This is a genomic window from Streptomyces sp. NPDC045021, assembly GCF_056432645.1.
The window spans coordinates 1,031,415-1,055,843 of record NZ_JBWKIQ010000001.1 but is presented as its reverse complement, the minus strand read 5'-3'; the positions used below and the strand labels follow the sequence as shown (position 1 = coordinate 1,055,843).

At 70.7% G+C, this 24,429-nt stretch carries 24 protein-coding genes; 5 read left to right on the top strand and 19 right to left on the bottom strand.

All coding sequences use genetic code 11. From position 1 onward, the window contains the following. Genes AC07DC_RS04675 through AC07DC_RS04660 form a run of 4 tightly spaced genes read left to right on the top strand, consistent with a single transcriptional unit; the run spans position 1 to position 1,960 of the window. Complete coding sequence (locus AC07DC_RS04675) at positions 1 to 429, top strand: roadblock/LC7 domain-containing protein (protein ID WP_478911794.1); 429 nt, start codon at positions 1 to 3, stop codon at positions 427 to 429. Further along, positions 426 to 806 (top strand): DUF742 domain-containing protein, encoded by a 381-nt coding sequence (locus AC07DC_RS04670; protein ID WP_478911792.1) that lies wholly within the window; start codon positions 426 to 428, stop codon positions 804 to 806. Before AC07DC_RS04675 ends, AC07DC_RS04670 begins: the two co-directional genes overlap by 4 nt. Continuing rightward, positions 781 to 1,374 carry a GTP-binding protein gene (locus AC07DC_RS04665; protein ID WP_478911790.1) on the top strand — a complete coding sequence of 198 codons (594 nt, stop codon included), beginning with the start codon at positions 781 to 783 and terminating at the stop codon, positions 1,372 to 1,374. Before AC07DC_RS04670 ends, AC07DC_RS04665 begins: the two co-directional genes overlap by 26 nt. A 25-nt stretch (positions 1,375 to 1,399) precedes the next feature. Further along, entirely contained in the window at positions 1,400 to 1,960 is a 561-nt protein-coding gene (locus AC07DC_RS04660) for a GAF domain-containing protein (RefSeq protein WP_478911789.1), read from the top strand. 7 nt (positions 1,961 to 1,967) lie between these two features. On the opposite strand, the gene AC07DC_RS04655 is transcribed toward AC07DC_RS04660, so the two are convergent. From AC07DC_RS04655 to panD, 19 genes are all read right to left on the bottom strand, one after another. Beyond that, complete coding sequence (locus tag AC07DC_RS04655) at positions 1,968 to 3,182, bottom strand: acyl-CoA dehydrogenase family protein (protein ID WP_478911787.1); 1,215 nt, start codon at positions 3,180 to 3,182, stop codon at positions 1,968 to 1,970. 206 nt (positions 3,183 to 3,388) lie between these two features. Beyond that, complete coding sequence (locus AC07DC_RS04650; protein ID WP_478911786.1) at positions 3,389 to 5,743, bottom strand: FUSC family protein; 2,355 nt, start codon at positions 5,741 to 5,743, stop codon at positions 3,389 to 3,391. A gap of 93 nt (positions 5,744 to 5,836) precedes the next feature. Continuing rightward, complete coding sequence (locus tag AC07DC_RS04645; RefSeq protein WP_478911784.1) at positions 5,837 to 6,697, bottom strand: class I SAM-dependent methyltransferase; 861 nt, start codon at positions 6,695 to 6,697, stop codon at positions 5,837 to 5,839. 153 nt (positions 6,698 to 6,850) lie between these two features. Further along, positions 6,851 to 7,381 carry a hypothetical protein gene (locus AC07DC_RS04640; protein ID WP_478911783.1) on the bottom strand — a complete coding sequence of 177 codons (531 nt, stop codon included), beginning with the start codon at positions 7,379 to 7,381 and terminating at the stop codon, positions 6,851 to 6,853. A 264-nt stretch (positions 7,382 to 7,645) separates the two neighbouring features. Beyond that, positions 7,646 to 8,221 (bottom strand): NADPH-dependent FMN reductase, encoded by a 576-nt coding sequence (locus tag AC07DC_RS04635; protein WP_478911781.1) that lies wholly within the window; start codon positions 8,219 to 8,221, stop codon positions 7,646 to 7,648. A 70-nt stretch (positions 8,222 to 8,291) separates the two neighbouring features. After that, positions 8,292 to 8,744: a PPOX class F420-dependent oxidoreductase gene (locus AC07DC_RS04630; RefSeq protein ID WP_478911780.1), complete on the bottom strand. Its 453-nt coding sequence runs from the start codon at positions 8,742 to 8,744 to the stop codon at positions 8,292 to 8,294. Positions 8,745 to 8,773: 29 nt separating this feature from the next. Continuing rightward, complete coding sequence (locus AC07DC_RS04625) at positions 8,774 to 9,514, bottom strand: methyltransferase (RefSeq protein WP_478911779.1); 741 nt, start codon at positions 9,512 to 9,514, stop codon at positions 8,774 to 8,776. A 2-nt stretch (positions 9,515 to 9,516) separates the two neighbouring features. Beyond that, on the bottom strand, positions 9,517 to 10,299 hold the full coding sequence (locus tag AC07DC_RS04620; protein WP_478911777.1) for a cyclase family protein: 783 nt from the start codon (positions 10,297 to 10,299) through the stop codon (positions 9,517 to 9,519). A 16-nt stretch (positions 10,300 to 10,315) separates the two neighbouring features. Beyond that, positions 10,316 to 11,218 (bottom strand): branched-chain-amino-acid transaminase, encoded by a 903-nt coding sequence (gene ilvE, locus AC07DC_RS04615; protein WP_478911776.1) that lies wholly within the window; start codon positions 11,216 to 11,218, stop codon positions 10,316 to 10,318. Between the two features lie 70 nt (positions 11,219 to 11,288). Next, positions 11,289 to 12,947: an FAD-dependent monooxygenase gene (locus tag AC07DC_RS04610; protein WP_478911774.1), complete on the bottom strand. Its 1,659-nt coding sequence runs from the start codon at positions 12,945 to 12,947 to the stop codon at positions 11,289 to 11,291. Continuing rightward, positions 12,944 to 14,113, bottom strand: coding sequence for a tryptophan 2,3-dioxygenase (locus tag AC07DC_RS04605; protein ID WP_478911772.1), 1,170 nt, complete (start codon positions 14,111 to 14,113; stop codon positions 12,944 to 12,946). The genes AC07DC_RS04610 and AC07DC_RS04605 overlap by 4 nt, the downstream gene beginning before the upstream one ends. A 79-nt stretch (positions 14,114 to 14,192) precedes the next feature. Next, positions 14,193 to 15,356, bottom strand: a complete 1,164-nt coding sequence (locus AC07DC_RS04600; RefSeq protein WP_478911770.1) for an aminotransferase class V-fold PLP-dependent enzyme — start codon at positions 15,354 to 15,356, stop codon at positions 14,193 to 14,195. Continuing rightward, positions 15,353 to 16,132 (bottom strand): tryptophan 2,3-dioxygenase family protein, encoded by a 780-nt coding sequence (locus AC07DC_RS04595; protein ID WP_478911769.1) that lies wholly within the window; start codon positions 16,130 to 16,132, stop codon positions 15,353 to 15,355. Before AC07DC_RS04595 ends, AC07DC_RS04600 begins: the two co-directional genes overlap by 4 nt. A gap of 49 nt (positions 16,133 to 16,181) precedes the next feature. Beyond that, entirely contained in the window at positions 16,182 to 17,120 is a 939-nt protein-coding gene (locus AC07DC_RS04590; RefSeq protein WP_478911767.1) for an LLM class flavin-dependent oxidoreductase, read from the bottom strand. Continuing rightward, the gene (locus AC07DC_RS04585; protein ID WP_478911765.1) at positions 17,117 to 18,460 is read right to left on the bottom strand and encodes a hypothetical protein; all 1,344 of its coding nucleotides are present in this window, start codon (positions 18,458 to 18,460) and stop codon (positions 17,117 to 17,119) included. Before AC07DC_RS04585 ends, AC07DC_RS04590 begins: the two co-directional genes overlap by 4 nt. Then, positions 18,460 to 19,662 (bottom strand): hypothetical protein, encoded by a 1,203-nt coding sequence (locus tag AC07DC_RS04580; RefSeq protein WP_478911763.1) that lies wholly within the window; start codon positions 19,660 to 19,662, stop codon positions 18,460 to 18,462. Before AC07DC_RS04580 ends, AC07DC_RS04585 begins: the two co-directional genes overlap by 1 nt. 36 nt (positions 19,663 to 19,698) lie before the next feature. Then, entirely contained in the window at positions 19,699 to 20,970 is a 1,272-nt protein-coding gene (locus tag AC07DC_RS04575; RefSeq protein WP_478911761.1) for an MFS transporter, read from the bottom strand. Continuing rightward, positions 20,967 to 22,355, bottom strand: coding sequence for a DUF6002 family protein (locus AC07DC_RS04570; RefSeq protein WP_478911759.1), 1,389 nt, complete (start codon positions 22,353 to 22,355; stop codon positions 20,967 to 20,969). Before AC07DC_RS04570 ends, AC07DC_RS04575 begins: the two co-directional genes overlap by 4 nt. 70 nt (positions 22,356 to 22,425) lie before the next feature. After that, on the bottom strand, positions 22,426 to 22,845 hold the full coding sequence (panD, locus tag AC07DC_RS04565) for an aspartate 1-decarboxylase (protein WP_478911757.1): 420 nt from the start codon (positions 22,843 to 22,845) through the stop codon (positions 22,426 to 22,428). Positions 22,846 to 23,634: 789 nt separating this feature from the next. Here panD and AC07DC_RS04560 point away from each other — a divergent pair. Then, entirely contained in the window at positions 23,635 to 24,408 is a 774-nt protein-coding gene (locus AC07DC_RS04560) for a hypothetical protein (RefSeq protein WP_478911756.1), read from the top strand. Positions 24,409 to 24,429: the final 21 nt, after the last annotated feature.

Sequence of the window (24,429 nt, the reverse complement as noted above, 5' to 3'; positions counted from 1 at the left end):
ATGGTGAGCGACGTCCCCCCTGGCCGCGACCTCGCATGGCTGCTGACCGACCTGGTCAGCCGCGTCCCTCATACCCGCAGCGCAGTGCTGCTCTCCTCCGACGGGCTCAAGAAGGCCGTCCACGGCCTTGACGGCGACAGCGCGGACCATCTGGCCGCGGTCGCCTCGGGCCTGAGGTCCCTGGCCGGCAGCGCGGGTGCGCGCCTCGGCGGAGGGCCGCACGTACGCCAGGTGGTGGCCGAACTGGAGGACGCGCTGCTGTTCGTGTCCGCAGCCGGCTCCGGCAGTGCCCTGGCGGTCATGGCCGGCCGGGACGCCGATGCCGGCGTCCTCGGCTACGAGATGAACCGGCTGATCCAACAGGTCCGGCCGAACCTCGAGACGCCTGCCCGCGCCGCGACGGCCGTTACGGGTGACGTTGTACGGTGACGGCGGCGGAAGAGCAGGACGAACCGTGGATCGACGACGATGCCGGCCGCTTAGTCCGCCCCTACACCGTCAGCAACGGCCGTACCCGCCCGACCGCGGCTCTGGACATGCTGTCCATGGTCCGCGCCACCGGGCGGGTCCCCTCGGCGCACCTGGAACCCGACCACGCCCGGGCACTGGACCTGAGCCGGGGGCCGGTCACGGTCGCGGAAGTGGGTGCGCAGCTGCGACTGCCCGTGGCCATCACCAAGATCGTGCTCTCCGACCTCATCGACTGGGGGGCGCTGACCGCGCGACCTCCGCTCCCACCCGCCGATCTCACAGACCGAGCCGTTCTGGAGGAAGTGCTCGATGGCTTACGCCGACGACAGCAGTGACCTGTTTCCCACCGCGCTGAAGATCCTGGTCGCGGGAGGCTTCGGCGTCGGCAAGACCACGTTCGTGGGCGCGGTCAGCGAGATCGAGCCGCTCAGCACCGAGGAGATCCTGACCTCGGCCAGTGTCGGCACCGACAGCCTGGCCGGCGTGGAGAACAAGACGACCACCACCGTCGCCATGGACTTCGGCCGGATCACCCTGGACCCGGCGCACATCCTGTACCTGTTCGGAACCCCCGGACAGGACCGCTTCTGGTTCATGTGGGACGAGCTGTCCGACGGTGCGCTCGGCGCCGTCGTCCTGGCCGACACCCGCCGGCTCGCGGACTGCTTCGCAGCCGTCGACTTCTTCGAACGGCGCGGCATCCGCTTCCTCGTGGCGATCAACGAATTCGCCAGCGCCTACACCTACGGGCCGGACGAGGTCCGAGCCGCGCTGGACCTGAGCCCGCACGTACCGGTCGTCATGTGCGACGCCCGCGAGAGCCGCTCCTCGACCGGAGTGCTCATCGACCTCATCAGCCATCTGCTGAACAGCGCGTCATCCCGACGCCAGCCCGCCCACTAGACATGCCCGACCAGGGAGGCCCGTCATGATCTATGACCCCGCAGAGCGGCACCTGCTGATCCCCGAGGACACCGAAGCGGTTCAGCGCGACGAGCGGCTGCGCGCGATGGGTCTGACCGACCGCCCGGACGCCCAGCTCGACGAGTTCGCCGCCCGCCTCGCGGCGACCACCGGCGCCTCGTACGCCATGGTCAACCTGTTCATGGACGGGCGGCAGTACTTCGCCGGACTGCACACGCCCTCCGGGCCGCAGACCGCCCCCGCCGCGGAGGCGGCCGCGGAACCGGGCCGGGAGATGACCTACGACCAGGGCTTCTGCCCGCACGTCGTCAACCGGCGCAAGTCCCTGGTCCTCGAGGACGTGTGCGACTACCCCCGGTTCGCCGGGAACCGGGTCGTCGACGAACTGGGCATCCGCACCTACCTGGGCGCCCCGCTCATCGACCACACCGGCACCACCCTCGGCACGATCTGCGTCGTCGACATCGAGCCCCGGCCCTGGGGCCAGAGCGGTCTGGAGACCATCAAGGCCCTGGCGGCCGAGGCCGTGGAACTCCTCGAGCAGCGCGAGGCGGGGCTCGCGTAGCGGCGGGTCAGCCGGTCAGCCGGTCGTCGTACGCCACATTGGACCGCACCACGTCGGCGAACCGTTGCGACCACTGACCCTTGCCCAGGCCCAGCGCCACCTCGCCCAGCCGCAGCAGCTGCACATCGGAGGTGCCGGCCGGAGCGAAGATGTGGTGCGCGTCGCGTACGTACCGCTCCACCGGCCGGTCGGTGAACAGGCCGCTGGCGGCGTGCACCTCCATCGCGGTGCGCGCCGAATCCAGCGCGTACTCCACATTGATCAACTTGGCGTTCATCAGTTCCGCGTCGCACGGCACTCCCAGATCGAGCAGATGCGCCGCGTGATAGGCGGCGAGCCGCGCCGTCATCAGGCGGGACTGCATCTGGCCCAATTTGAGCTTGACCGGACCCACTTCGTGGAGCGGCTTGCCGTAGCGATGTCGCTCGGCGCAGAACGCGGCGGTTTCCTCCATCAGCGCCCGGTGGATCCCGAGCGAGACGGCGGTCAGGTTCGGCCGGCCGTACAGCACGCTGGAGGAGTACGCCACGGCCAGCCCGTCGCCCTCGGAGCCGAGCAGATTCCCTGCGGGGATACGGCAGTTGTCGAAGGTCAGCTCGCCGAAGCTGAAGCCGTGGAGCCCCATCGCCGGCTGGTGCAGGCCCAACGAGACGCCGGGACGGCCCGCCTCCACCAGGAACGCCGACAGCCCGCCGGAGCCGGTATCGGTGCGGGCGACCACACCGTGCAGATCGCCGACGTGGCTGTTGCCGACGAAGACCTTGCGGCCGTTGAGCACGTAGTCGTCCCCGTCGCGCTCCGCGCTCGCCGTCATCCCCAGGACATGCCCGCCCGACCCGGGTTCGGTCACGGCGATGGTCGGCAGGCACTCCCCGGCGGCGATCGCGGGCAGCCACTGCTTCTTCTGCTCCTCGCTGCCAAAATGAACGATCTTGGCCACGCCGAGCTGGGAGGCCTGCACCATCGCTCCCATCGCGCCGTTGACCCGCGACAGCTCCTCGATGATGACGGTCTTCGCCAGGTGTCCCAGCCCCATCCCGCCGTACTGGGCGCCGATCGTGACGCCGATCCACCCCTGTTCGGCGATGAGCCGGGACAGTCCGTGTTGAACGGCCCGGGAGGACTCCATCTGCGGTATCCGGGGTCGTACTTCCGTCTCGGCGAAGATACGGACTTCTTCTCGTAGAACCTCGTGCTGCTCCGTCGTGAAGTAGCCGTGCATGTGAGCCTCCGTCAAGTCTCGCCTGCAGGCCGCGGGTTCGGCACAACAGGTGATGTCTAGGCCCACGCTGCCCCTGAACAGGTCGACAGGTTCATGGTGAATATCCCGGGCGCACCATTCAAGATCGTTTGTTGGATTGGCTGGATCTCGACCTCTTGCTGTCTGCAGGAGGATGTGCGTTCTCGCGCGATTCTGGTTGCCGTCAATCAACGACGATGATTTCGGCTCGGTCCGGCGGCGGATACCGGAGGTCGGTGGCCCGAGGCGATGCGGTCGAGGTCGGCGTCGAGGCCCTGCAGCCAGGCGCCGGTGTCGAAGAGCAGGGGGAGGGCGGCGGGAGGCGTGTCCGAGCGGGTGTCGGCGAAGACGGTGTTCTCCAGAGGCGGCAGGGCCGGCCAAGGCGTTTCGGGGAACGCGCCGACGCTCTCCAGCTGTTCGGCGAGGTGCAGGAAGCGGGCGGCGACACCGTCGGCGAAGTCCTTGGTCCGGGCGCTCGCAACGGGGCCCAGGCGCGTACCCGGCGGGCCTCGGTGATCCAGAAGTCGCTCCGCGCCGCGCACGGCATGGTGACCGGCGATGAGGGCGGCCTGCCAGTCCAGGCGATGCGACCAGGGGACCGTGGGCTCACTCTGGGCCTGCGTGTACGACGACTCCATGAGGACCAACGCGTGCCGGATCGGCTGATGGCGGTCGGCGGAACGAGCCGGGTCGTCCCGCGTGCCGGTGAGGGTGGCGACGGTGGAAGTGAGGGTCTCGGCGACGGTCCGCAGCAGCGAACCGGTGTCCCGGCGCAGTTCGTCGAGACCACCGCGGGGCCAGGCGAACAGCCCGCAGACCAGGCCGATCAGGCTGCCGGTGAAGACGTCGACGAACCGGGCTTCGGCCAGATGCCAGCCCGCAGGGGCGAGTTGGGCGAACACGGTGGAGACCGTCACCGTGAAGAGGCCCTGGGCCCAGCCGACGCCCAGGGTCGGCCCCAGACAGAAGGTGGCCAGCATGATCAGCGGCAGCGCGACGGCGTACACATCGGTGTTCCGGCCGACCAGGACGAGAATGCCCGCGGCTGTCATCGCACCCAGCAGCGTGCCGGTGAGCGCCTGCCGGACGGTGGTACGGGTCTGCACGACCGTGGTGCGCGTCAGGGTCAGCGCGGCGAGCATGGCCCAGAAGCCGTGCGGAAGGGACACGACACCGGCGACCGTCCGGGCGACGGCCAGGCCCAGGCTCATGCGTACCGCGTTCTGGAAGTAGACGGAGCGTCGTACGAGGTGGCCGGCCAACCGGTGCCGCCACAGCGCCGGCAGGCTCATCTCCGCGTACCAGAAGGTGCTGTCGGCGCGGGCCGGGGCGGCGGCCGGAGCCGGCGGCTCCCGGCGGAGCGGCCGACCAGGAGGCTGGCTCCGCTTCAGCGGCGCGGCAGTCGCGAACGCGACATCGACCGCGCGCAGCGTGGTCAGGGCCGACTCGGCCGCGTCGATCAGCTCCGCCTGACGTCGCAGTACCGCTGCTGACGTTCCCTCGCCGTGCGCCTCGCAGCGGGCGGCCCGTTCGCGCCGGAACTCACGCAACGACTCCTGGAGCGTCGAGGGTGACGGAGGAGCCGCGCCGCTGCGCAGCGCGACGGCCGCCGCGTCGGCTCCCGCTCTCACTTCGTACAGCAGTTCCTGCCCGCGGGCGCCAGGGTGCAGGTTCGGCCGCGGCGCGCCCGTGTCCGGCGCGCTCGGCTGCTTGCGCAGCAGGGACAGGTCCTGCAGGCGCGCCAGCAGTTCGCGGCAGGCCCCGCCCGCGTGGGCCAGGGCGCGCTGCCGCGCGCTGGGCCCGGCCGGCCGGTCGGCTTCCGGGATCCGGGTCGGGCGCAGCGCGTCGGCGGTCGCCCGGGCCCGGTGGCGCGCTGCCGCCGTCACGGCCCACGGAGCACGGGCCAGGTCGTCGGCGCAGCGTCCGGCCGCGTCGGCGCCGGCTGCCAGCAGCCGCGGGAAGTCCGGGCGGCGGGGGTCGGGCAGCAGGAAGCGCTCCGCCGCGATCAGCAGGGTGATGCCCAGGGTCGTACCGGCCAGGCGCTCGTCCAGGGTCTGCGGTGCGAAGGGCGGGAAGCACGGCAGGATGTAGAGCAGTTGGAGTCCTGGTACGGCCCCGCCGAGACGCGGTCCGGTCACGGCGGAGAAGGCCAGCGCGAAGCCGATGAGCGCCATGCCTGCGACAGCCGCCCAGGTCCGCACGGCCAGCAGCGTTCCGGCTGTCACCAGCAGCCAGGCGAGCGGCAGGGTGGACGCGATGGTGGCGGCGCGCTGCCGGCCCGAGCCCGGGATCCGGGAGAGGCCGGCCATGGCGATGGCGGAGAAGAGCGCGTAGGTCGCGGCCACGGGCCGGTCGAGGCCGTACAGGCAGGTGTAGAAACCCGCGCAGGCGGCAAGGGTGATCCGCACGGCGCGTCGGATCGCGGTCGGCGCCGGATCCGCGCCGGTGCGCCAGCCGGTGACGGCCAGCCGCACCGCCCGCGGACGGGACACCTTCCCGGGTGTCGGAAGGGCCGACTCGCCGTCGTCCGGTTCGGCGTCCATGGAGCCTCGTCCGTCTGCCCGTCTGCCCGTCTGCCCGTCTGCGCGCCTGCTCATCTCCAGCATCGCATCGGCCCGGGAGCGGCGCATTCCCGGTCAGGCCGGGCGGCGCCCCCAGGCGGTGATCATGCCGGGGGAGAGCTCGGCCAGCTCAGGGGAGGCCAGATAAGCCAGCGCCTCGTCCACCGTCGTCGGGTCTGCCGGCGCGGTGGAGTCCAGACCGGGTCGCATCCGCTCCCAGGTGGCCCGCCAGAAGGCGGTTACCGGCGCGTCGGGGGTCAGCGGCGGCACGTAGATCTCCGCTCCGACGTCCGAGAGCCCATGGGACCGCAGCAGTCCCGGATACTCGGTGACCCAGCTGATGTCGGTGCCGATCGTGTCGCCCAGTGCCTGCCACATGGCTTCCATCGTGCGACGGTAGGCCGGGTGCGCGGAGCGGGCCGTGGTCAGGTCGACGGCGTCGCTGACGACGAGCCACCCGCCGGGGGCCACCCACTCCGCGAGCCGCGCCAGCACGGCATCGTGCCGGGGCAGGTGCATGAGGACGAACCGACAGTGCACGAGGTCGAACCGGCCCGGTCCCAGGTTCGGATCGGCCAGGTCCGGGTCGGCGAGGTCGGCGACGACCGCGTGCACCCGGCCGCCCGGCGGTACCGCCAGAAAGCGGGTGTCGCGATCGACGGCAAGAACGCTGTCGACGCCTGCGGTCTCGGCCAGCCAGCGAGTGACGGTCCCCGTTCCGGCGCCCGCGTCCAGGCAGGCCCACCCGGGCCCGGCTCCGAGCGCGGCTAGCCGCCGGAACGTCACCTCGTCGTAGGCCAGCGCGCCGTAGTCGATCCGCGTGGACTCCCCCTGGCGCTCCGGCGGGAAGAGGTCTCTGCCGTAGTGGCCGGTCGCCGGCGGGCCGGCCGAGCGGTCGTTGCCGCCCGCAGGGGTGGACGGCGGGGAGTCGGACATCGGAGCCTCGTTTCTGCCTCGCCTTCGATCGTGGAGCCGCGGAACGGATCCCGCCACCGCTGCCGGCTGACGGTCCAGTGCGGCACACCTGCGTGGATCACGATCGCGGCCGGAGTCGTCGTCGCCCCGATCTTCAAGGCCGGCAGCCGGGGGTCAGGCGCAGCGCACACCGTTCTTGGTCGCCTCGCTCAACAGGGCTTCCACCAAGGCTGGTTGTACCCCCAGCGCCAGGAACCCCAGGGTCGCGCAACCGTTCCGTACGAACTCGAGCCGGTGGAAGGACATGAGGAGCGACTGCGAGCCCATCAGATGCATCGCTCGCACGTCGCTCCACACGACCACTTCTCGCACACCGCCGAAGACGTTGGTGACGACGAAGCCGCCCGCGAACAGGTAGCACCTGGTGAGCCCGAACCGGGCGGACACCCGGCGCCATATCAGCGTGAGGCCGAGCACGGCGAGCGCCACAACTCCTGTGACAGCGCCCTTGATGAACGCGTTCCGGGGCGTGGTGACGAACAACGTGATGACCATGGCGACGCAGAGCCCCAGGATGAGCCGCCGCGCGACCTGTAGAAGGCCGCCCCCCAGTCCCGCGACGGCATGGCTTCCCTGCGCCGTGCCGAGACCGAACCCGTGCCCGTGGCCCCGCGGGACGAAGTGCCGTCCTCGGTCCGATTCCATGATTCCCCCCGTTGGTCAACGCCCGCTGTACAGGGCGACGTTAGGAGGCGGGACGGCATTCCACCAGCGACCAGATCGCATCGGGGCCATGCGCTGGGGGAATGGGTCGGCGATCGACGCGCGGGAGCCGCAGCAGTAGCCGGTCCCCACTGCTCACCCGCCACTGCACACCCGCCGCATGCGAAAAAGCCGGGCCCGACACCCCAGGGGTGTCGGGCCCGGCAAGGGCGGGCGGGTGCTGCTGCGGGTCGCTGCCGGCGAGTGCTACTGCTGCCGCAGCGGGGACAGCGCGGTGGTGAGCCGCAGTGTCTCGTCCAGCAGGTCCTTGGCGTCCTCGTCCCGGTCCTCGGACGGCTTGAGCCGGCCCTCGCTGTCGAGCTGTTCGCGGACATAGTGGAGGGCGACCGAGGTGGTGACGGGCATCATGCGGAGCGTGGTCACCACCTGCTTGATCATCTGGACGGCCCGCAGCCCGGCCGAGGTGTTCCCGTAGCTGACGAAGCCGACCGGCTTGTACTGCCACTCGTGGTGCAGGAAGTCGATCGCGTTCTTCAGCGCGCCGCTGAAGCCGTAGTTGTACTCCGGCATGACGAAGGTGAAGGCGTCGGCCGAAGCCACCCGGGCGCTCCAGTCCCGGGTGTGCTGCTGGACGTACCGCCGGGTCATCGCGGGCTCGGGCTCGTCGAGGAACGGCAGGTTGATCTCTGCCAGATCGACCACGTCCACCTCGAAACCGCCGTGGTGGACGGCTCGTTCGGTGAACCACTCGGCGATGGCCGGGCCCACCCTGCCGGGTCGGGTACTGGCGATGATGATCTGCAGCCGCGGCGTGGCGGGCATGACGCGTCAACTCCTGTCGGTTGTGTGTCGGGCGGCTTGGGGCCGCGACCCGCGACCCCGGCCCGGCCGCTCAGCCCTCGGTCGGGCCCCAGCCGTACCAGCCGTAGATCCGGTTCACCGGCAGCCGGATCACCAGCCGCCGGTCGTCGACCATGGCCTGCCGGAACTCCGCCCAGTCGGGGTGCTCGCCCGAGATCGCGCGGTAGACCCCGACCAGCTCGTCGACGGTGGCGTCGTCCGGGGCGGCGGCCACCGGGCTGAGCTCCGCGTCACCCTCGGCCGCGATGTACGCGCCCATGTTGGGCGTGGTGACGTAGAAGGTGGCGCGCGGGTCGCGGCGCAGATTGCGGGTCTTGGCCCGGTCGTCGGTGACGGAGATTCTGATGGTCCTGGACTCCGGGTCGTAGCTGAATCCGACGTTGGACAGCTGGGGCCGGCCGTCGCGTTTGATGGTGGCGAGGACGCCCCGGGGCAGCTCGGTGAGGAGCTGTTCGAGTTTGGCCTGCTCGGAGGCATCAGTCATGCGGTGGCCTTCCTACTTCTCCATGAGGTTCAAACAGCCGGTTTCCGGTGGATTCTAAACTCGCTCCAGGGTCCGCCGCCGACAGGCAGCAGCTCCAGCAGCTGGAAGTCGATGGTCACTTCCAGCACCGCCTCGGACGAGTACAACTGCTCGATCCGCAGCCCCGCCTCCTCGCACATGGTCCGCAGCCTGGGCCAGTTGCCCAGGTCGCTGAAGCCCAGCATCAGCCGGCCGCCGTCCGTCAGATGCCGGGGCGCCTCGCGCAGATAGGTGGCGTGCGCGGTGTACTCCGGGTCGAAGAAGGCGTGGTGCAGGTCCGTCTCGTTGACGAAGTCCGCCGGTGCCTCCACGAAGTTGGAGTTCCAGAACATCAGATCGAAGGCCTCGCCGGGCTTGAGCGCTTCGAACATGTCGCTGTGCCGCACATCGACCCGGTCGGCGACCTTGTGCCGCTCGGCGTTGCGCCGGGTGTTCTCGACGGCGGCGGCGCTGATGTCGAGGGCCACCACCTCACGGCAGCCTGCGAGCGCGGCGCTGACCGCGGTGACTCCGGCGCCGGATCCCATCTCCAGGAAGGTGCCGCCCTCGCGGAAGGGCAGCCAGGTGGTGAACAGCCTGGTCACCGGGGTGTAGGTCGGGGTGAACACGCCGGGAAGGAGATCCCACTCGCGGTCGAGAAGGGTGAACAGCGAGGTGCGGTCGGGGTCGGATGCGGCCGCTACATGCCGTTGCAGCAGTTCGTGACCCCGGTCAAAACTGCGTTCTTCCATCGTCAGGCTCCTGCCGGGTCGGAGTGCTCGATCAGGGCCAGGACCCGGGCCGGGCTGCCGGAGCCGCGGACGATCGGCAGTGGCGCGGCGACCACCACGGCGCCCTGGGCGGGCAGCCGGGAGAGGTTCCGCAGCTGGGTCAGCCCGTACTTGCCCGCGCCCTGGAAGAACCAGTGGCAGGGGTAGGGCTGATCGGTGAAGGTGCCCGCCTGGCCGGCGTCCGTCCCCACGGTCTCCACGCCGATGCCGAGCAGCCCGGTGGAGTGGGCCAGCCAGCGGGCGCAGCCGGGTTCGACGCCCGGAGTGTGGCCGTCGTTGAGGAACTCCTTGGCGTTGCCGCCGCGCTCGTCCCAGCCGGTGCGGTAGAGCAGCCACCCGCCGTCGGGCAGCGGCCCGTGTTCCGCCTGCCAGGCCTCGACGTGTTCGCGGCGCAGCAGGAAGTCCGGGTCGGCCGCGGCCTGTTCCGAGAAGTCCAGGACCGCGGCCGGGCCGACCAGGCGGATCGGCGGGACCTGGGAGACATCCTCCAGGTCCTGGCCCGGCAGCCAGTGCGCCGGGGCGTCGAAGTGCGTACCGGTGTGCTCGGACAGCCGCAGGTTGTTCCAGTAGACCTCCGGTCCCGCGGCGTCGAAGTGGCTGATCGGTTCGCGGCTGAACGGCCAGGGCTGGCCGCGTTCGGGCGGCAGGCCGATCACCGGGGTGTCCTCGGACAGGGGGGCGGTGAGGTCGACGACCTCCAGCGATCCGGATCGCAGGCCGGCCACCACGGCTTTCAGTACGGACACGTCGGGTTCTCCTCGTCTACAGCGCGGTCGAGTGGTCGGACAGGACCGTGGCGGCGAACAGCGCCTGGAGCTTGCGGGTCAGCGGCCCGGGGGCTCCGTCGCCGATCGGCATCCGGTCCAGGGAGGTGATGGGGAGCACCTCGGCGAGAGTGCCGCACAGGAACACCTCGTCGGCCACGTACAGCTCGGTGCGGTCGATCTCCCGCTTCTCCACCGGCATCGCGAGTTCCTCCGAGGCGAGCCGCAGCACGGTGTCCAGCGTGATGCCCTCCAGCACCCCGCTGGTGCCGGGCGGCGTCACCAGCCGTCCGTCCCTGACCATTGCCACACAGGCGCCCGGGGCTTCGGAGATGTTGCCGCGCTGGTTCATCAGCAAGGTGGTGTCGTAGCCGTTGCGGGTCGCCTCGTGCTGCGCCAGCCGGCTGTTGTGGTAGTTCGCGCCGGTCTTGATGCGCGGCGGCATCGTGTCGTCGCTGATCCGTCGCCAGGACGAGACGCAGGCGGAGGCGCCGCGCTCCCAGCCGGGCGAGCGCGGCTGGGGCACGACGGTGATGTGCACCCCGGTCTCCTCGGTGTGCGACATCGGGTCGTAGTTCGGTCCCATCCCGAAGTACGCCACCACGCACAGGTGCAGGTCCTCCTGGAAGCCGCCGGCCCGCACGGTGTCCGCGCAGGCCTCGGCGAGGTCGGCGGCGCTGTACGGGATGTCCATCCGCAGCGACTTCATGGAGCGGCCGAGCCGAGCAAGATGATCCTCCAGCCGGAAGGCGCGCAGCCGCCCCTCGTCCGGGTTCCAGTAGGCGCGTACGCCCTCGAAGACGTTGGCGCCCCAGAAGGCGCCCTGGGAACGCGCGTGCACCACGCACTGGTCCCAGGGGACGACCTTCCCGTTGAGCCAGGCGGCGGGGGGTGATGGCATGGGGTGACTCCTTGTTCGTCGTGCCGATGTGTCGTTGTGTCGTCGGGGTTCCGGCGCGGTTCCGGCTCGGTCAGGCGACGGTGGTGGCGTCCCGGCCGGCGGTGGCGGCGGCTCCCGCGCAGCGGCGCAGGGCGGTGGTCAGGGCGTCCAGATCGCCCTCGCCGCCGGTGGCGGCGATGTGCCCGTCGGGCCGCACCAGGAACCAGCCGGGGTGGGGTCCGTAGGCGGCCCGGACGGCGCCGTCGGCGTCCACGACGACCTCGCCGACGTCGGAACCCTGGCCGATGTCGGAGTCCGGGCCGCTCTCGAAACCCGGGCCGGGCGCTCCGTCCGGCAGGACGGCGAAGGCGCGCAGCGGCACCGGGGACGGCAGCGCGGTGACGGCGTCGGCGAACTTCGCGGCGGACGGAGCGTCATCCGCCAGGTGCAGCACGGTGAACCCGTCGCCGAACGCCCGGCGTAGCCGGGTGCGCCCGGTCTCGCCGCGGACGTACCCGTCCGGCGCGAACGCCCCCACCAGCGGGTGGCCGCCGGAGGCGTCGACCAGTGGGGAGTCCCGGTAGTTGAAGGGCTCGGCCATTCGTCCGCTGTTGACCCGGCCGCGCACCGACTTCATCCTCGGGGCCAGCGCCAGCAGCACCGTGCGGGCCCATTGCCGCGCACGGCTGGGCGGGACCATGAAGCGGATGGTGGCCTCGGTGATGGCCAGGTTCTCCACCGCGGCGGCGTACCGCTCGGTGTGATAGGTCTCCAGCAGCTCCTCGCCGCTGTTGCCCGCCAGTACCGCGGCGAGCTTCCAGGCGAGGTTGTCGGCGTCCTGGATGCCGCTGTTCATACCGCGGGAACCGTACGGCGGCAGGGCGTGCGCCGCGTCGCCCGCGAGGAAGAGCCGGCCGACCCGGAAGCGGTCGACGACTCGCTGGTGGAAGCGGTACGTGCTCATCCAGTCGATCTCGTACGGGATGTCGCCGATCACGTCGCGGATCCGCCGGTCGAGCCGCCCGTCCTGCTCCTCGGCGGCGATGTCGGCATCCGGCGGCAGCTGCCAGTCGATCCGCCAGACGTTGTCCGGCTGCGGGTGCATCACCAGCTGGCGGCCGGGGTTGAAGGGCGGGTCGTAGTGGAAGTGGCGTTCCTGGGCGAGCGGCAGTTCGGCCTTGATGTCGGTGATCAGGAACCGGTCGCGGTGGCTGTAGCCGGTCCACCGCACGCCGCTCAGTTCGCGCAGCGAGCTGCGTACCCCGTCGCAGGCCACCAGATAGCGGAAGGCCAACTCCTGGGATCCGTCCGGGGTGTCGGCCGTCACCCGGATTCCGTCGTCGTCCTGCCGGATCCCGGTGACCATGTGGGACCAACGGATTTCGGTCAGCGGTTCCGCGGCGGCCCGCTCCGCGAGGAGCTGCTCGATCCGGTACTGCGAGATGTTGACGAACGGGCCGAAGCCGATCGGCCGCGGGTAGTGGGTGGAGCGGATCACCTTCCCCCGGACATAGGTCCTGGCCACCGTCCAGGTGACGCCCTCGTCGGCGATCTGCTCCGCGCAGCCGAACTTGTCCAGCACCTCCAGGACGTCGCCCTGGATCAGGCAGGCCTTGGAGCCCTGTTTGCGCAGCTCCGGGTCGCGTTCCAGGATCACGCTCCGTACCCCCAGCGCGGCGAGACGCAGGGCCAGCGACAGGCCGACCGGTCCGGCTCCGACGATCCCTACGGGTTCGGCGTCGATGCTCACTGCGGGCCTCCCTTGATGCTCGCCCCGTCGTCCGGACCTGTGCTGCGGAAGACCGGGATGGTCCGCACGTCGTACAGGTACGGCGTGCCCTCCGTGTAGCCGGTTCCGGCGCGGCCCTCGCCGAGCATCCGCACCGCCATGCGGTAGTGGGTCTGCCGCCAGTGCAGCAGGGTGGCGGCGAAGGCGTCCATCGCCGCCGTCAGCACGGTCCGCTCGTTGGGCAGCAGCCGGCCCGCCCCGTCCATGGACCGGATGACGTCGTCGAGATTGGCCTGTCCTGCCAGCACCCGGTCCCTCAGTTCCGGCACCGACAGATACGCGGCCGAGTCCAGCCGCGGTTGGTCCGGCACCCTGCACAGCGCTTCGACGGTCTTGTAGTTGCGCGACTGGATGGCGCTGGCGCCCTCGGTGTAGAGGCGGAAGGTTTGGAAGGACCCCACCTGCATGGTCGCCAGCAGCGGGAACAGCCCCGCCGACTCCCGCAGAGCGGCCTCGGCCGCCACCAGCCGTTCCGACGACGCCTCCGCGTCGCCGCCGGACAGCTGGTTCACCGCCGCGGTCAACTCCACCGCGAGCAGCGCGAATACCGTCTCGAAGGCCTGCAGGATCCGCAGGAAGAGATATTCGTCGTGCGACACGTAGACCGGCAGCATGCTGTGCGCCAAGGACTCCCGCTCGTCGTCCCGCCGGTCCGCCGAGGCGGCCCCGATCAGTTCACGGAACGCCGCCGCCGGGTCCCCGGAAGGGTCGGGGACGGGCAGCCCCATACGGGCGGCGGCCGGTGATACCGCGCGTACGCCGAGGCGGAAACGTTTGACGGCGGTCTGTGGGGACGGCCGCATCTCGGGGAAGAAACCGGTCCGTCCGGAGCCGGCCGCGTCCTCGAACTCCAGCGCGTCCAGGATGAGATGGGTGAAGAGCCGGTCCCTGCCGACCGCGGCCGCCGCGCCGTCGCGCACCGGGTCCTGCGCCGCGGGCAGCGGCAGTACGCCGAGGGCGAGGTACGTGCGGTAGTCGTAACGGCCGTCCCACTTGTCGAGTGCGGTGTCGAGGAAGGCCGCGAGGACGGGGTCGCTGTCTCCCGCCGCGCTACGGACCGCGTCCAGCGCACCCAGCAGCTCTTTCGACACGAAATGCTTGCCCACCTGGTGGTAGGCCTCGATCACTTTTCCGTACGGGAAGCTTTGAGCGTGAGGGGATAAGAGCCAGTCGTCCAGAACGAGCATTGCATTCAACTCCCGGTGGTCACACCTCTGCAGAACTCCGGTACTTGTCGATCTCCTGGCACACCGCGGCCACATCGGCGGCGGTGTTGTAGTAGTGGAACGCCAGTCGCAGGACATCGCCCCGCGGGGCGACAGCGATCCGGCGGCTCGCGAGATGGGCGGCGAGCGCGGTGGGTGACGGGTCGGCCAGCGCCAGGGACGCCCCGCGGGCGGCGGCGTCGACGGGCGACGCCAGTACTTCGCCCTGGGCGGTGAGCTGCTCGGCCGCCAGGGCACCGAGCTCACTGATGTGGCGGCGGACCGCGGACGGATCGAGGCCGCGCAGCAGACCGAGCCCGGCGTTGGCGGCGTACAGCGACGGCACCGGCGGGGTGCCGGTCTCGAAGCGGCTCGCGGCCTGCGGGAAGTCCAGGGTGCGCGGGTCGAAGGCGAAGGGGTCGGTACGGCCGAACCAGCCGGTCAGCTGGGGCGGCAGCACGGCGGCGGCGGGTTCCCTGGCATAGAGGAACGCGACGCCGGGCAGGCCCAGCAGGTATTTGGACGTGCCGGCCGCCAGGAAGTCGCAGCCCAGCTCGCCGACATCCAGCGGCTCCACACCCGCGGCCTGATAGGCATCGACGAACACCGCCGCCCCGGCCGCGTGCGCGGCCGCTGCCACGGACGACACCGGAAGCCGGGCACCGGTGCGGTAGGTCGCCATCGGCACCGAGACCAGCGCGGTGCGCTCGTCGATGGCGTCCCGGTACCCGGCCGTCCAGGCCGCCGCACCGTCCACGGCGCCCTGGTCCGGCCGCTGGTCCGGGACGAAGGCCGGCTCCGCGCCGCGAGGGCGCTGCGCCAGCCAGACATGGGCCAGCGACGGGAACTCGGCCTCCGTGGTGACGATGCGCCGGCGCTGCCCGAACTCCAGCCCGGAGACGGCCTGGTAGGCGGCAACCGAGACATTGGGCACCAGCGCGATCTGCTCCGGCGCGGCACCGATCAGGTCGGCGAAGCCGCTCCGGGCGGCAGCCGACTCCTCCTCGAAGGCGTGCCAGGGCGCGCCCTGCGAGGCCATCGCGGCGAGCATCCGGGCCAGTGCCTCGTCCAGTTCGGTGGAGCGCGCGCCCAGACTGCAACTGGCCAGGTGGACAACGGAGTCCAGCATCGGGAAGTGCGCCCGGAACTCCTCCGGCGTGGTCACAGCGGGCAACGTCCCGAGGACTCCGCGGCGGGTTCGCCGGAGGAGGCAGCGGCCGCCTCCGCTTCGACCGCTGCCTCCTCCGCGGACCGCTCGGCGTCCAGGGTGAGTCCGGTACGCACCGCCCACAGCCCGGGGAAGAACTTGTGGGCGATCAGCTTCGTCAGGACGTCCACCGGGGTGCCCTTGGTGCCGATCACGCCGTGCCCGATGATCCGGGTGGCGATCTTGTAGTGGCGCACCCGCCACAGCGCGACCCGCTCGTCCCACTCGACCATCGCCTCGGCCAGCCGGTGCAGCGGCTCGTCCGGGTCGCCCCGGTAGAGCTCGGCGAGGTCGGCCTGCCGGCTCTCGACCAGTTTGTCGAAGGCTGAGCCCAGCTCCTCGCTGCGGCGCCGTACTCCGATCCAGCCGGGCGACTCGAAACCCGAGCCGTTGCCGAGCACCAGGCGGAACTCCTGGAAGTCCCGGGGGGAGAGATGTCGCAGCATCTCCAGCTGGCCGGTGACCAGTTCGATGGCGAGCGAGCCCCGGGCGATCAGCCGTACCGCGGCCGCCGGTTCGCCGTCGGCGACGCGCAGAGCGGCCTCCGCGACTTCGGAGCAGGCGAGCTTGAGCCACAACTCGGTGGTCTGGTGGACGATCTGGAAGAGCAGCTCATCGCGGTGAGCGGCCTCTTCGGGGCTTCGTTGGAGGGCGAGCAGCGTGTCGGTGCGCATGTAGCGGGCGTAGTCGTTGTCGCCCTCGCCGGGCAGAATCGCCGGATATTCCTTGCTCATCGAGCATGTTCCCTTCGATCGTGCCTGTCAGGTCGCGGAGAGCAGGTACTCACGCATCCAGGTGCCGACTTCGGCCGGCGGCGCCGGTCACCCCGGTGATCGCCCGTTCGAAGGCCGCCGGGTCGCCCGCGTAGGTGCCCTGGCGGCGGGGGTAGTTGACGACGAGATCGGTGAATCCCAGCTTCCCGACCCGGTCGACCGTCTCGGCGAACCGGTCGGCGGAGCCGTACGGGTCGGGCAGCACCCGGCTGATGTGGACGAGCCTGCGCAGCGCGGACGGGTCGCGGCCGGCAGCGTGGCAGACCTCCGCGAACCGGTCCATCTGGTCCCGCAACATCCCGAAGGCCTCTTCGTCGGTCTGCTCTCCCGGAGCCGCGACGGCCCCGTTGGTCACCCAGATGTCCCCGTACTCCACAGCCAGCCGCATCCCTCGCGGCCCGGTGGCCGCGACGGCCATCGGGACGCGGGGCCGCTGCACGCAGCCCGGCACGACCCGGGCGTCCACCGCGCTGAAGTGCTCTCCGGCGACCGTCGTGGGACCCCCGCGCAGCAGTTGGTCGGTGAGGGTGACGAACTCCCGGAAGCGGGCGGAACGTTCCGCGGCACTCGGGGCGGGGCCGCCGAGCGTCGTGCTGTCGGTGCCGCCGGCCCCGGCCCCGACACCGAGGACGAAGCGCCCGCCGCTGAGGTGATCCACCGTCATGACCTGCTGCGCCGTGGTCACCGGGTGCCGGAAGTCCGGTGAGACCACCAGAGTCCCCAGGGTCATCCGGCGGGTGGCACCCGCCACCGCGGCCAGGGTGGTCATCGAGTCGAACCACGGCCGGTCCCGTACCGAACGCCAGGCCAGATGGTCGAAGGTCCAGGCGTGCTCCGCCCCCATGTCCTCGACGTCGCGCCAGATCCCGAGCCCTTCGGTCCCCGGGTACTCCGGCAGCACCGCGACGCCGATCCGCACGTCGGTGCCGCCGCTGAGCGGCACGGTCATGCCTCCGCGAGGAGAACGGCCAGCCGCGCGTGCGACATGGCGCTGACCACTCCGGGCCGGGGCGTCGAGACGAAGCGGGCGAAGCAGCCGGCGGGCGCGCCACCGATGCAGAACGGGCTGATCACCGAGTTGGCCGCGATCCGGACGACCTCTCCGGACTCCTCCAGCACCTCCACCGGATAGGGCGCGGTCTCGACGACCTCCTGCGCCACGTAGTAGCCGGTCTTGACGCTCTCCTCGATCAGCTCCAGCCAGGCGTCCGGGCTCATCCGCCCGCCGAAGAAGACCTCGTTTCCCGACCACCCGGTGGCGCCCTTGAGTACGAAACGGTCCTGCTTGGCGGCGAGCAGCGCGGGCAGGTTCTGGGTGCCGCCCTGCCAGTCGACGGCGCGGTCGGAGACCACCCGGGTCCAGGGGAGGTAGCGGTCCGCCAGCTCGCGGTCGGCGCCGCTCATCCACGGTTGGCCCTCGGAGACCAGCGCGAGGACCTTCTTGGAGTGCAGCAGCCAGGCGCTCTGCGAGGGCAGCATCATGAATCCGGCGTTCTGGGCCTCAAGCCCGGGGCCGGTGTCGAAGCCGACCTTGCGGGCGTCCTGCACGCTGTACTCGCAGATGCCCACCTTGTGCCGCAGCGCGCGCGGCAGCCCGAGGCCCTCCAGCAGTCCTTCCACGGGTATGAACTCGGCGTTCACCCCGTGCCCGCGCAACAGGTCCACCTGGGCGTCGAACAGCCGGGGGGTGGTCTCCGGGTTGAGCGGGCTCAGGTTGTCGACGATGGCCACCGAGGGCGGCACCCCGTAATCGGCGCAGGTGCGTTCCACCAGCTGGGCGAGGCGGGCGAAGGGGTCGATGCCGATGAAGGCGGGCCGCCCGGCGATCGCGTTGATGCGCTGCCACGCGCGGTGGTACATCTCGAAGTGCACCATGCCGCCGAAGGCACCGCTGACGTTGAACTCGATGAACTTCGGTCCCTCGGGGCCGATCACCACGTCCGCCCGGCCCATGTCGGCGCAGTGCGCCAGTTCGAAGTCGTCGTCCGGTGCGAATCTCGGGCAGTCGTCCGGGTCGATGCCGAGCCCGGCCAACCGGCCCTCGCGGGTCGGCGAGAGCTCGACGACGGCCCGGCGCAGCAGATCGAGCACGGACCTGGTGGCGCCCATCAGTTCGCGGTACGACGACAGCGGAACGACGAACGGCTGCAGCGTCACCGACGATCCGCCGACCGGCAGGCCGTCCAGTGCCTCGCGGATCACGTCGGCGGTCTGCTCGGGGGACACCCCGGTCTGCAGCGGCTTTCGGCGGTTGCCGAACCACGGTTGGGTCACCCTGGAAGCTGGCATCAGGCGGTTCTCCCTTGCGATGGTGTGGTCGTGCGGGGTCCGGCCGGGACACCGGACAAGAACGCGTCCAGGTGCTCGGTGCGTCGTTCGGTGACGTTGGCGCAGCGGTGCGACAGGTCGAAGCGGGCCGGGCGCGACGCGTCGTGGAAGTACACGGCCCGCAGCCGTCTCTCGTCGGCCGGGTCCTGCTCCAGGACGGGATTGGCCACCAGGAAGTCCCGCACCGCCGGGGTGTCCCGCCGGGCGTGCCACCACACCGCGAGGTTTCCGAGGTGATCGGGTGCCACCGCCGCCCGGGCGCCGAACTTCCGTTTCCACTGGAAGGTGCCCTGGCTGACCCAGGCTTCGGTGCCTCCGAAGTCGACATGGCGCAGCCCGCCGCGGTCGGCCCAGTCGAGCATCAGATGGTCGTGGATGCGCAGCGCACCCTCGTCGTAGAGCTGTTGGGATCCGTCCAGTACGCCGACCAGCCGGATGGTGAGGGTGCCGGTCTGCCGGTCGACGTGGCAAAGGGCCCCGGACACGCGCTTGCCGTCGAGAGTGGCGAAGGCCAGCAGCCCGCCCCGGAAGAGGCAGGCGAAAGCGCGCGCCTTGCCCTCGCTACGGGTCCGCCCGCCGTGCCGCAGCCGCATGGTGGGCAGATGCATCCGGTCGTAGAAGAAGTGGAACGACTCGTCGTCGGAGGCGAGTTCCAGGCCCCAGTCACGGGATCTGCTCTGCGCGGTGAACCACTGGCGCTCCCGGCGGGAGACCTGGCGGCGCCACTGCCCTTCGCCGTCGGGCAGGTCCACCACCAGGTGCAGCCGGAACGGCAGCACCAGGGCGGCCCGGTCCGGCAGCCGCCGGGCCTGCGCCGGGGTGCAGCCCACCGCGACCAGGTCGGAGGGGGGCAGCCAGCGCCCGGCGAGGAGCGCGGGGCGGTCCACCGGCAGACGGGTCTGGACGGGTGGGGTGCCACCAGGCGGCTGGGCCTGCCGTTCGAGCAACTGATGGATTTTGACGAGCCCGGGACGCACCCCCGCGTATCCGATGCTCGGCGCGTCCGGCCCGGGCACCGAGATCGCGCAGACCAGGGGACGAACCCGGGTGTCGAGGGCGGTGCGGGCGGCGGTGAGCCTGGGGTCCGCGCTGTGGTCCCAGGCGTAACCCGCCCGCAGCCGCCACCTGGCCGGTAAGGAAGGGGACTGTACGGCAGTACTCATCACTGTTCGTTCTTCTTCCCTCGGGCCTCACTGAGGTCAGGAACTGCCGGTCGCGGCCTCCGGGGCCGGTACCGCCGCCGTGCCGGCGGGCCGGGTGCGCAGCGCCCAGCGGCTGACCGGGACGGTCGGGATCCCGCCGACGAGGAACAGCCCGGCCAGGACGAACCAGCCGGTGACGCCCCAGTCGACGACCAGGGTGGTCATCAGCGCGGGGGCGAACATCAGGGCGGCGGCGGGCCCGGCGGCGAACACGCCCTGGTACTCGCCGTGCGCGTCGTCCGGTGACAGCCCGACGGACAGGCCCCAGCCGCTGGCGACGAAGAGGAGTTCGCCGACGACGTGCACCAGGGTCGCCGCGATCAGCAGCACGATCACCCAGGCTCCAGCGCCGTTGTAGCTGGCCGCGAAGAGCAGGCACGACAATGCGAGTGCGGCACCGCACCAGACGGCGAGCCGGGCAGCGCCGGGGACCGAGGCACCTCCCCGGCTCACCCGGTTCTGGAACAGCACGATCGCCACCGCGTTGATCGTGGTCAGTACCCCCATGATCCAGTTCGGGGCGCTGGTGTGCTCGTCGATCCACAGCGGCACGCCGCTGCCGAGCATGCCCCAGTTCAGGGCGAGGAGGGCGCTGAGACCGGTGATGGCCAGGAACGGTCTGTCCCGCAACACCATGACGTTGCGCTTGACCTTCCGGTCGCTGAGGGTCGGCACATGCGGCACCGCCCGCACGATCAGCCCGAACCCCAGGAACGAGGCGCTGGAGAGCAGGACCAGGCCGATGTACGCGGGCCTGGTGTCCAGATACAGCACCAGCGCCCCGGCGCCCGCCCCGACCGCCGCCCCGATGTGCGCCATGACGACGGTCGTGGAGATGTTCTGCAAGCGGTCCTCCTCGCGGGTCAGCGAGGAGATCAGTGCGATGCGGATGCCGGGCGCCGAGCGCTCGCCCGCGACCGCGAAGCACGAGACCAGGAGGAAGGACCAGAACTCGTGCGCCAGGACATAGCCGAGGGCGGCCACTCCTTGGGCCAACGAGATGCCGACCAGCATCTCCCTGGCCCCGAACCGGTCGGCGAGATAGCCCAGTGGGCTGCCGGCCAGCAGACCGATCACCCCGGCGATGGTGATCCCGAGGCCGAACTGCGTGGGCGACAGTCCGACCGAGCGGACGGTGAAGATGGCCAGGCACGTGTACCAGGCGCCGCTGCCGATGTTGGACACCAGCGTGGCGAGGCAGATCTTCCTGATCGGGCCGCGCGGCAACCGCGCGATCCACGGGGACCGAGCAGGCGGAACCTGAGTCATACGGCCTTGCCCTCGGCCGCGCTCTCGGCGAGTTCGGCCAGCTGTCCGACATCGGCGACCCGGCTGAGGTGCGGCGCGGGGAGCGGCGAGAAGTCGCCGTCGTGGTAACTGCCGGAACCGTGCACGAGGATGTCCTCCTCCTCCACCAGACCCCGGTCGATGCCGTTGAGCAGCCCGGTCAGCGCCATCACCAACGACCATTCCCGCAGTTCGCGCGGGTCGGCGGGCAGCACCACCCCGGCCGGCGCCAGCATGGCCCGCAACCGGGGGTAGCGCTCCAGGCACTCGGGCAGCGAGACGACGATGCCGCCGCCACCCTGCCGCCGGATGATCGGGTTCATCTCGTCCGAGGTCACCGGCCGCCGGGTGTAGAACGTCGGGTCGAGGTTCTCTCCCGGGTCGTACGCGGTGGCCGGGAAGCGCGGGTCGGTGTCCTGCCGGAACAGCCCGGTCGTGTCGTCGTACACGTACTCGGGCAGGTGCGACCGGTCGTGCGATCCGCGGTACAGGCTGAGCACCATGTCCGGGGTGTCCAGGTGCTGAACGAGGAAGTAGCGGGCGGTGGGCTCGCCGTGCCCGGCCGCGGCCAGTCGCTGCGCCCCCAGATGGTGTCCGAGCAACCCGTACGCGCTGGACACGGCGTGCACATGCAGCCGAGCGTCCGACGGGGGGAGGAACTCGTGCTCGGCGTAGGCGCGCAGGATGTCCGCCGCCTTGTAGTTGTTGATGTCCAGCGTGTACCAGAGGTTGATGCCGACGCGGTCCCGCAGATCGGCACCGTGCCCGTCGGACAGGGCGCGGGCCAGCGTCTTCACGTCCCCGCGCTCGGCCCCGTCGTACACGGCCACCGGGTTGCGGGCGCGCAGCCACTCGTCCTCGGAGAGCGGTGAGGCCCAGAGCTTCGCCCGCGAGGCACCGGGGACCACGACCAGGATGGACAGCTGCTCGGGTGTGGCCAGCCCCGTCTCATGGGCTCGCAGTACGGCGTCGCGCAGCGCGGTGGCCTTGTTGCCCGACGAGGGGGAGAGGATCATGACGCGCTCGTCGGTCCGCCGGATGTGCTCGACGGCGCGCGCGACGATGGGTAACGAGGCGAACGTCTTGGTGGTGCGGGTGCGTGGATTGCGCATCAGGTCGAGCAGCCGGACGCGTTTCCCCCGGTAGCTCCCGAGGTCACTGAAGGCCAGGTCGGAGACCTCGAAGTAGCGGGTCAACTCCTCGCTCTCCGAAGGAAGTTCGAACCCTGGACCGAATCCGGTGGCGTTCATGTCGCCGGAACTTCCCGTCGGGTTCGCACTCAGGTCGGCCAGCGCGGCACGAATCTGCGCACCGTACCTGTTCAAGGCATTTTCGACGACGACCGGGTCGGTGGTGCTGGGCAGCATGGATACACGCCTCTCGTGCCGGTGGGGAAGGAGATGGGTGTGCGGTGAACCGCCGGTCGGATGCCTCGGCTCAGCGGGGCGCGACGATGTCGCCGCGCACGGTGCCGGTGCCGGGCCGGGCGGCCGCGGGGTCGTCGCCCTGCTGGACGATGCGGTTCTGCTCGTCGACGAAGACGACGCGGGGCAGCAGCCCCTTGGCCTCGGCGTCGGGAACCGACGCGTAGCTGATGATGATGACCAGGTCACCGGGGCTGATCAGGCGGGCGGCCGCCCCGTTGATCCCGATGACACCGGCGCCGGGCGGGCCGGGAATCACGTAAGTGGTGAGCCGGGCACCGTTGTTGATGTCGACGACGTCGACCTGTTCGCCCGGCAGGAGGTCGGCGGCTTCCAGGAGGTCGGTGCTGATGGTGAGAGATCCGACGTAGTGGAGGTCGGCCTGAGTCACGGTGGCGCGGTGGATTTTCGACTTCAGCATCGTGCGGAACACGACAGAGAGAACCCTTCTGAGGGGTGGCAGGCATGCTGCCGCTGCATGAGGGAAGTGGGAAATGCGCAGGTGGGCACATGTGCGATGGCTTGGGCGCGGTTCTTCGGCGGCTCTTCGGCGGTTCCTGGGCGCGAGGGTCCGGCAGCTGGGAGGCCGGTTTCCGAGGTCATTTCCCCTGCGGGGGGACCTGATTGTGGGCGCAGAACACCAATCTGAGCGTCATCTTCTTGGAGCCAGGTCGCACATGTCAACACCCTTTCCACATGCGCGGACTCGGACGCGATGGCCGGACCGACTCCGTTCGGACGGTCCGAACGCCCGGCTCCGGGAGGACGGCGACATCGCCCGAAGCCACCGGATCACCCCCGAGATCGGGCCAGTGGTGACGCCCGGCGGGGGTGGCTCGAACACCCGTGGCCGGTTCCGGACCGGCCGTCCGCCCCGGCGGGCCCTCGTCGACGCCGTGCGGACCCCTTCCGGCTCCCGAACCGGAACCGGAGTCACGGAACACTCTCCGGAATCCGGACACGCCGACAGCACCAGGAGAACGCCCCGCCAACTGCGCGGATCCCCGGTCGTCTGCTGCCCGTCCTGCCGGAAGTACCCCGCCGTTTCACCGCTGACATGCGGAAACGGACGATGAGTCACCTCGCCGTTCGGCCGCGTCGAGGCCCGGCGCGAGTGCGCCATGACGTGTGAACGCACATGGAATCTCATTGCTCGGACACCGGATCGCTTGCTTCGCTGCTGCGGTGACCGCGATTTCGCGGCGGGGGAAGGAAGCGTTCAGTGCAGCACGCCGAACTTCGCATTTCGCACCAATGTTCCGTTGGAAAATCCGAGTTATGCCGGCTCTGCCGGGAACAGTTACAGAGCCAACTCACCAAAATCCCTGATCTCTATGCGGGCCTGGAGGCTGCCCTCCTCCTGGCTCCCGTCGCGGGTGACCGAGTCACCGGGAGCGGCAGACCGGGCATCCCGCTCAACGTCGAGGCCGTCGAGGCCCGAGCCGCGATCCGCGGCACCCTGGCCGCCTGGGCGGATCTGACCGCAGAGGCCCGCGGCGTCCGTCCCGTCCGTCGTACCGTTCCCGCACTCGCCGGATTCCTGCGCCGCCACATCGACTGGCTGGCCACCCACCCCGCCGCCTACGACCTCGTCACCGAGGTCGACGCAACTACGCGCCGGGGTGTACGGATCGCTCAGCCGCCCGCCGAGCGCTACATCTCCGTCGGGGCATGCATCGAACCCGACTGCCCCGGATCGCTGATCGCGATGGTCCACGACCCGGACGCGCTGCTTCCGTCGGTCGTGGAATGCGACACCGACACCTCGCACCGCTGGCCTGCAGGCCGCTGGAACGCCCTGCGCCGACCCGGCGCCGCGGCACCGACCGGGTTGACCGCCCGGGAGATCTCCGCGACCTGGCGGATGCCCACCGGCACCGTCTACTGGCTGGCCAACGAGCACAAATGGCGCCGCGAGCGCACCGGACGGCGGGTGCACTACGCCCAGGAGGACGTCCTTCGGACCCTGGGAAGTGCCGTACCCGAACAACCGTAGACGCTCCACAGGGGGAGATCA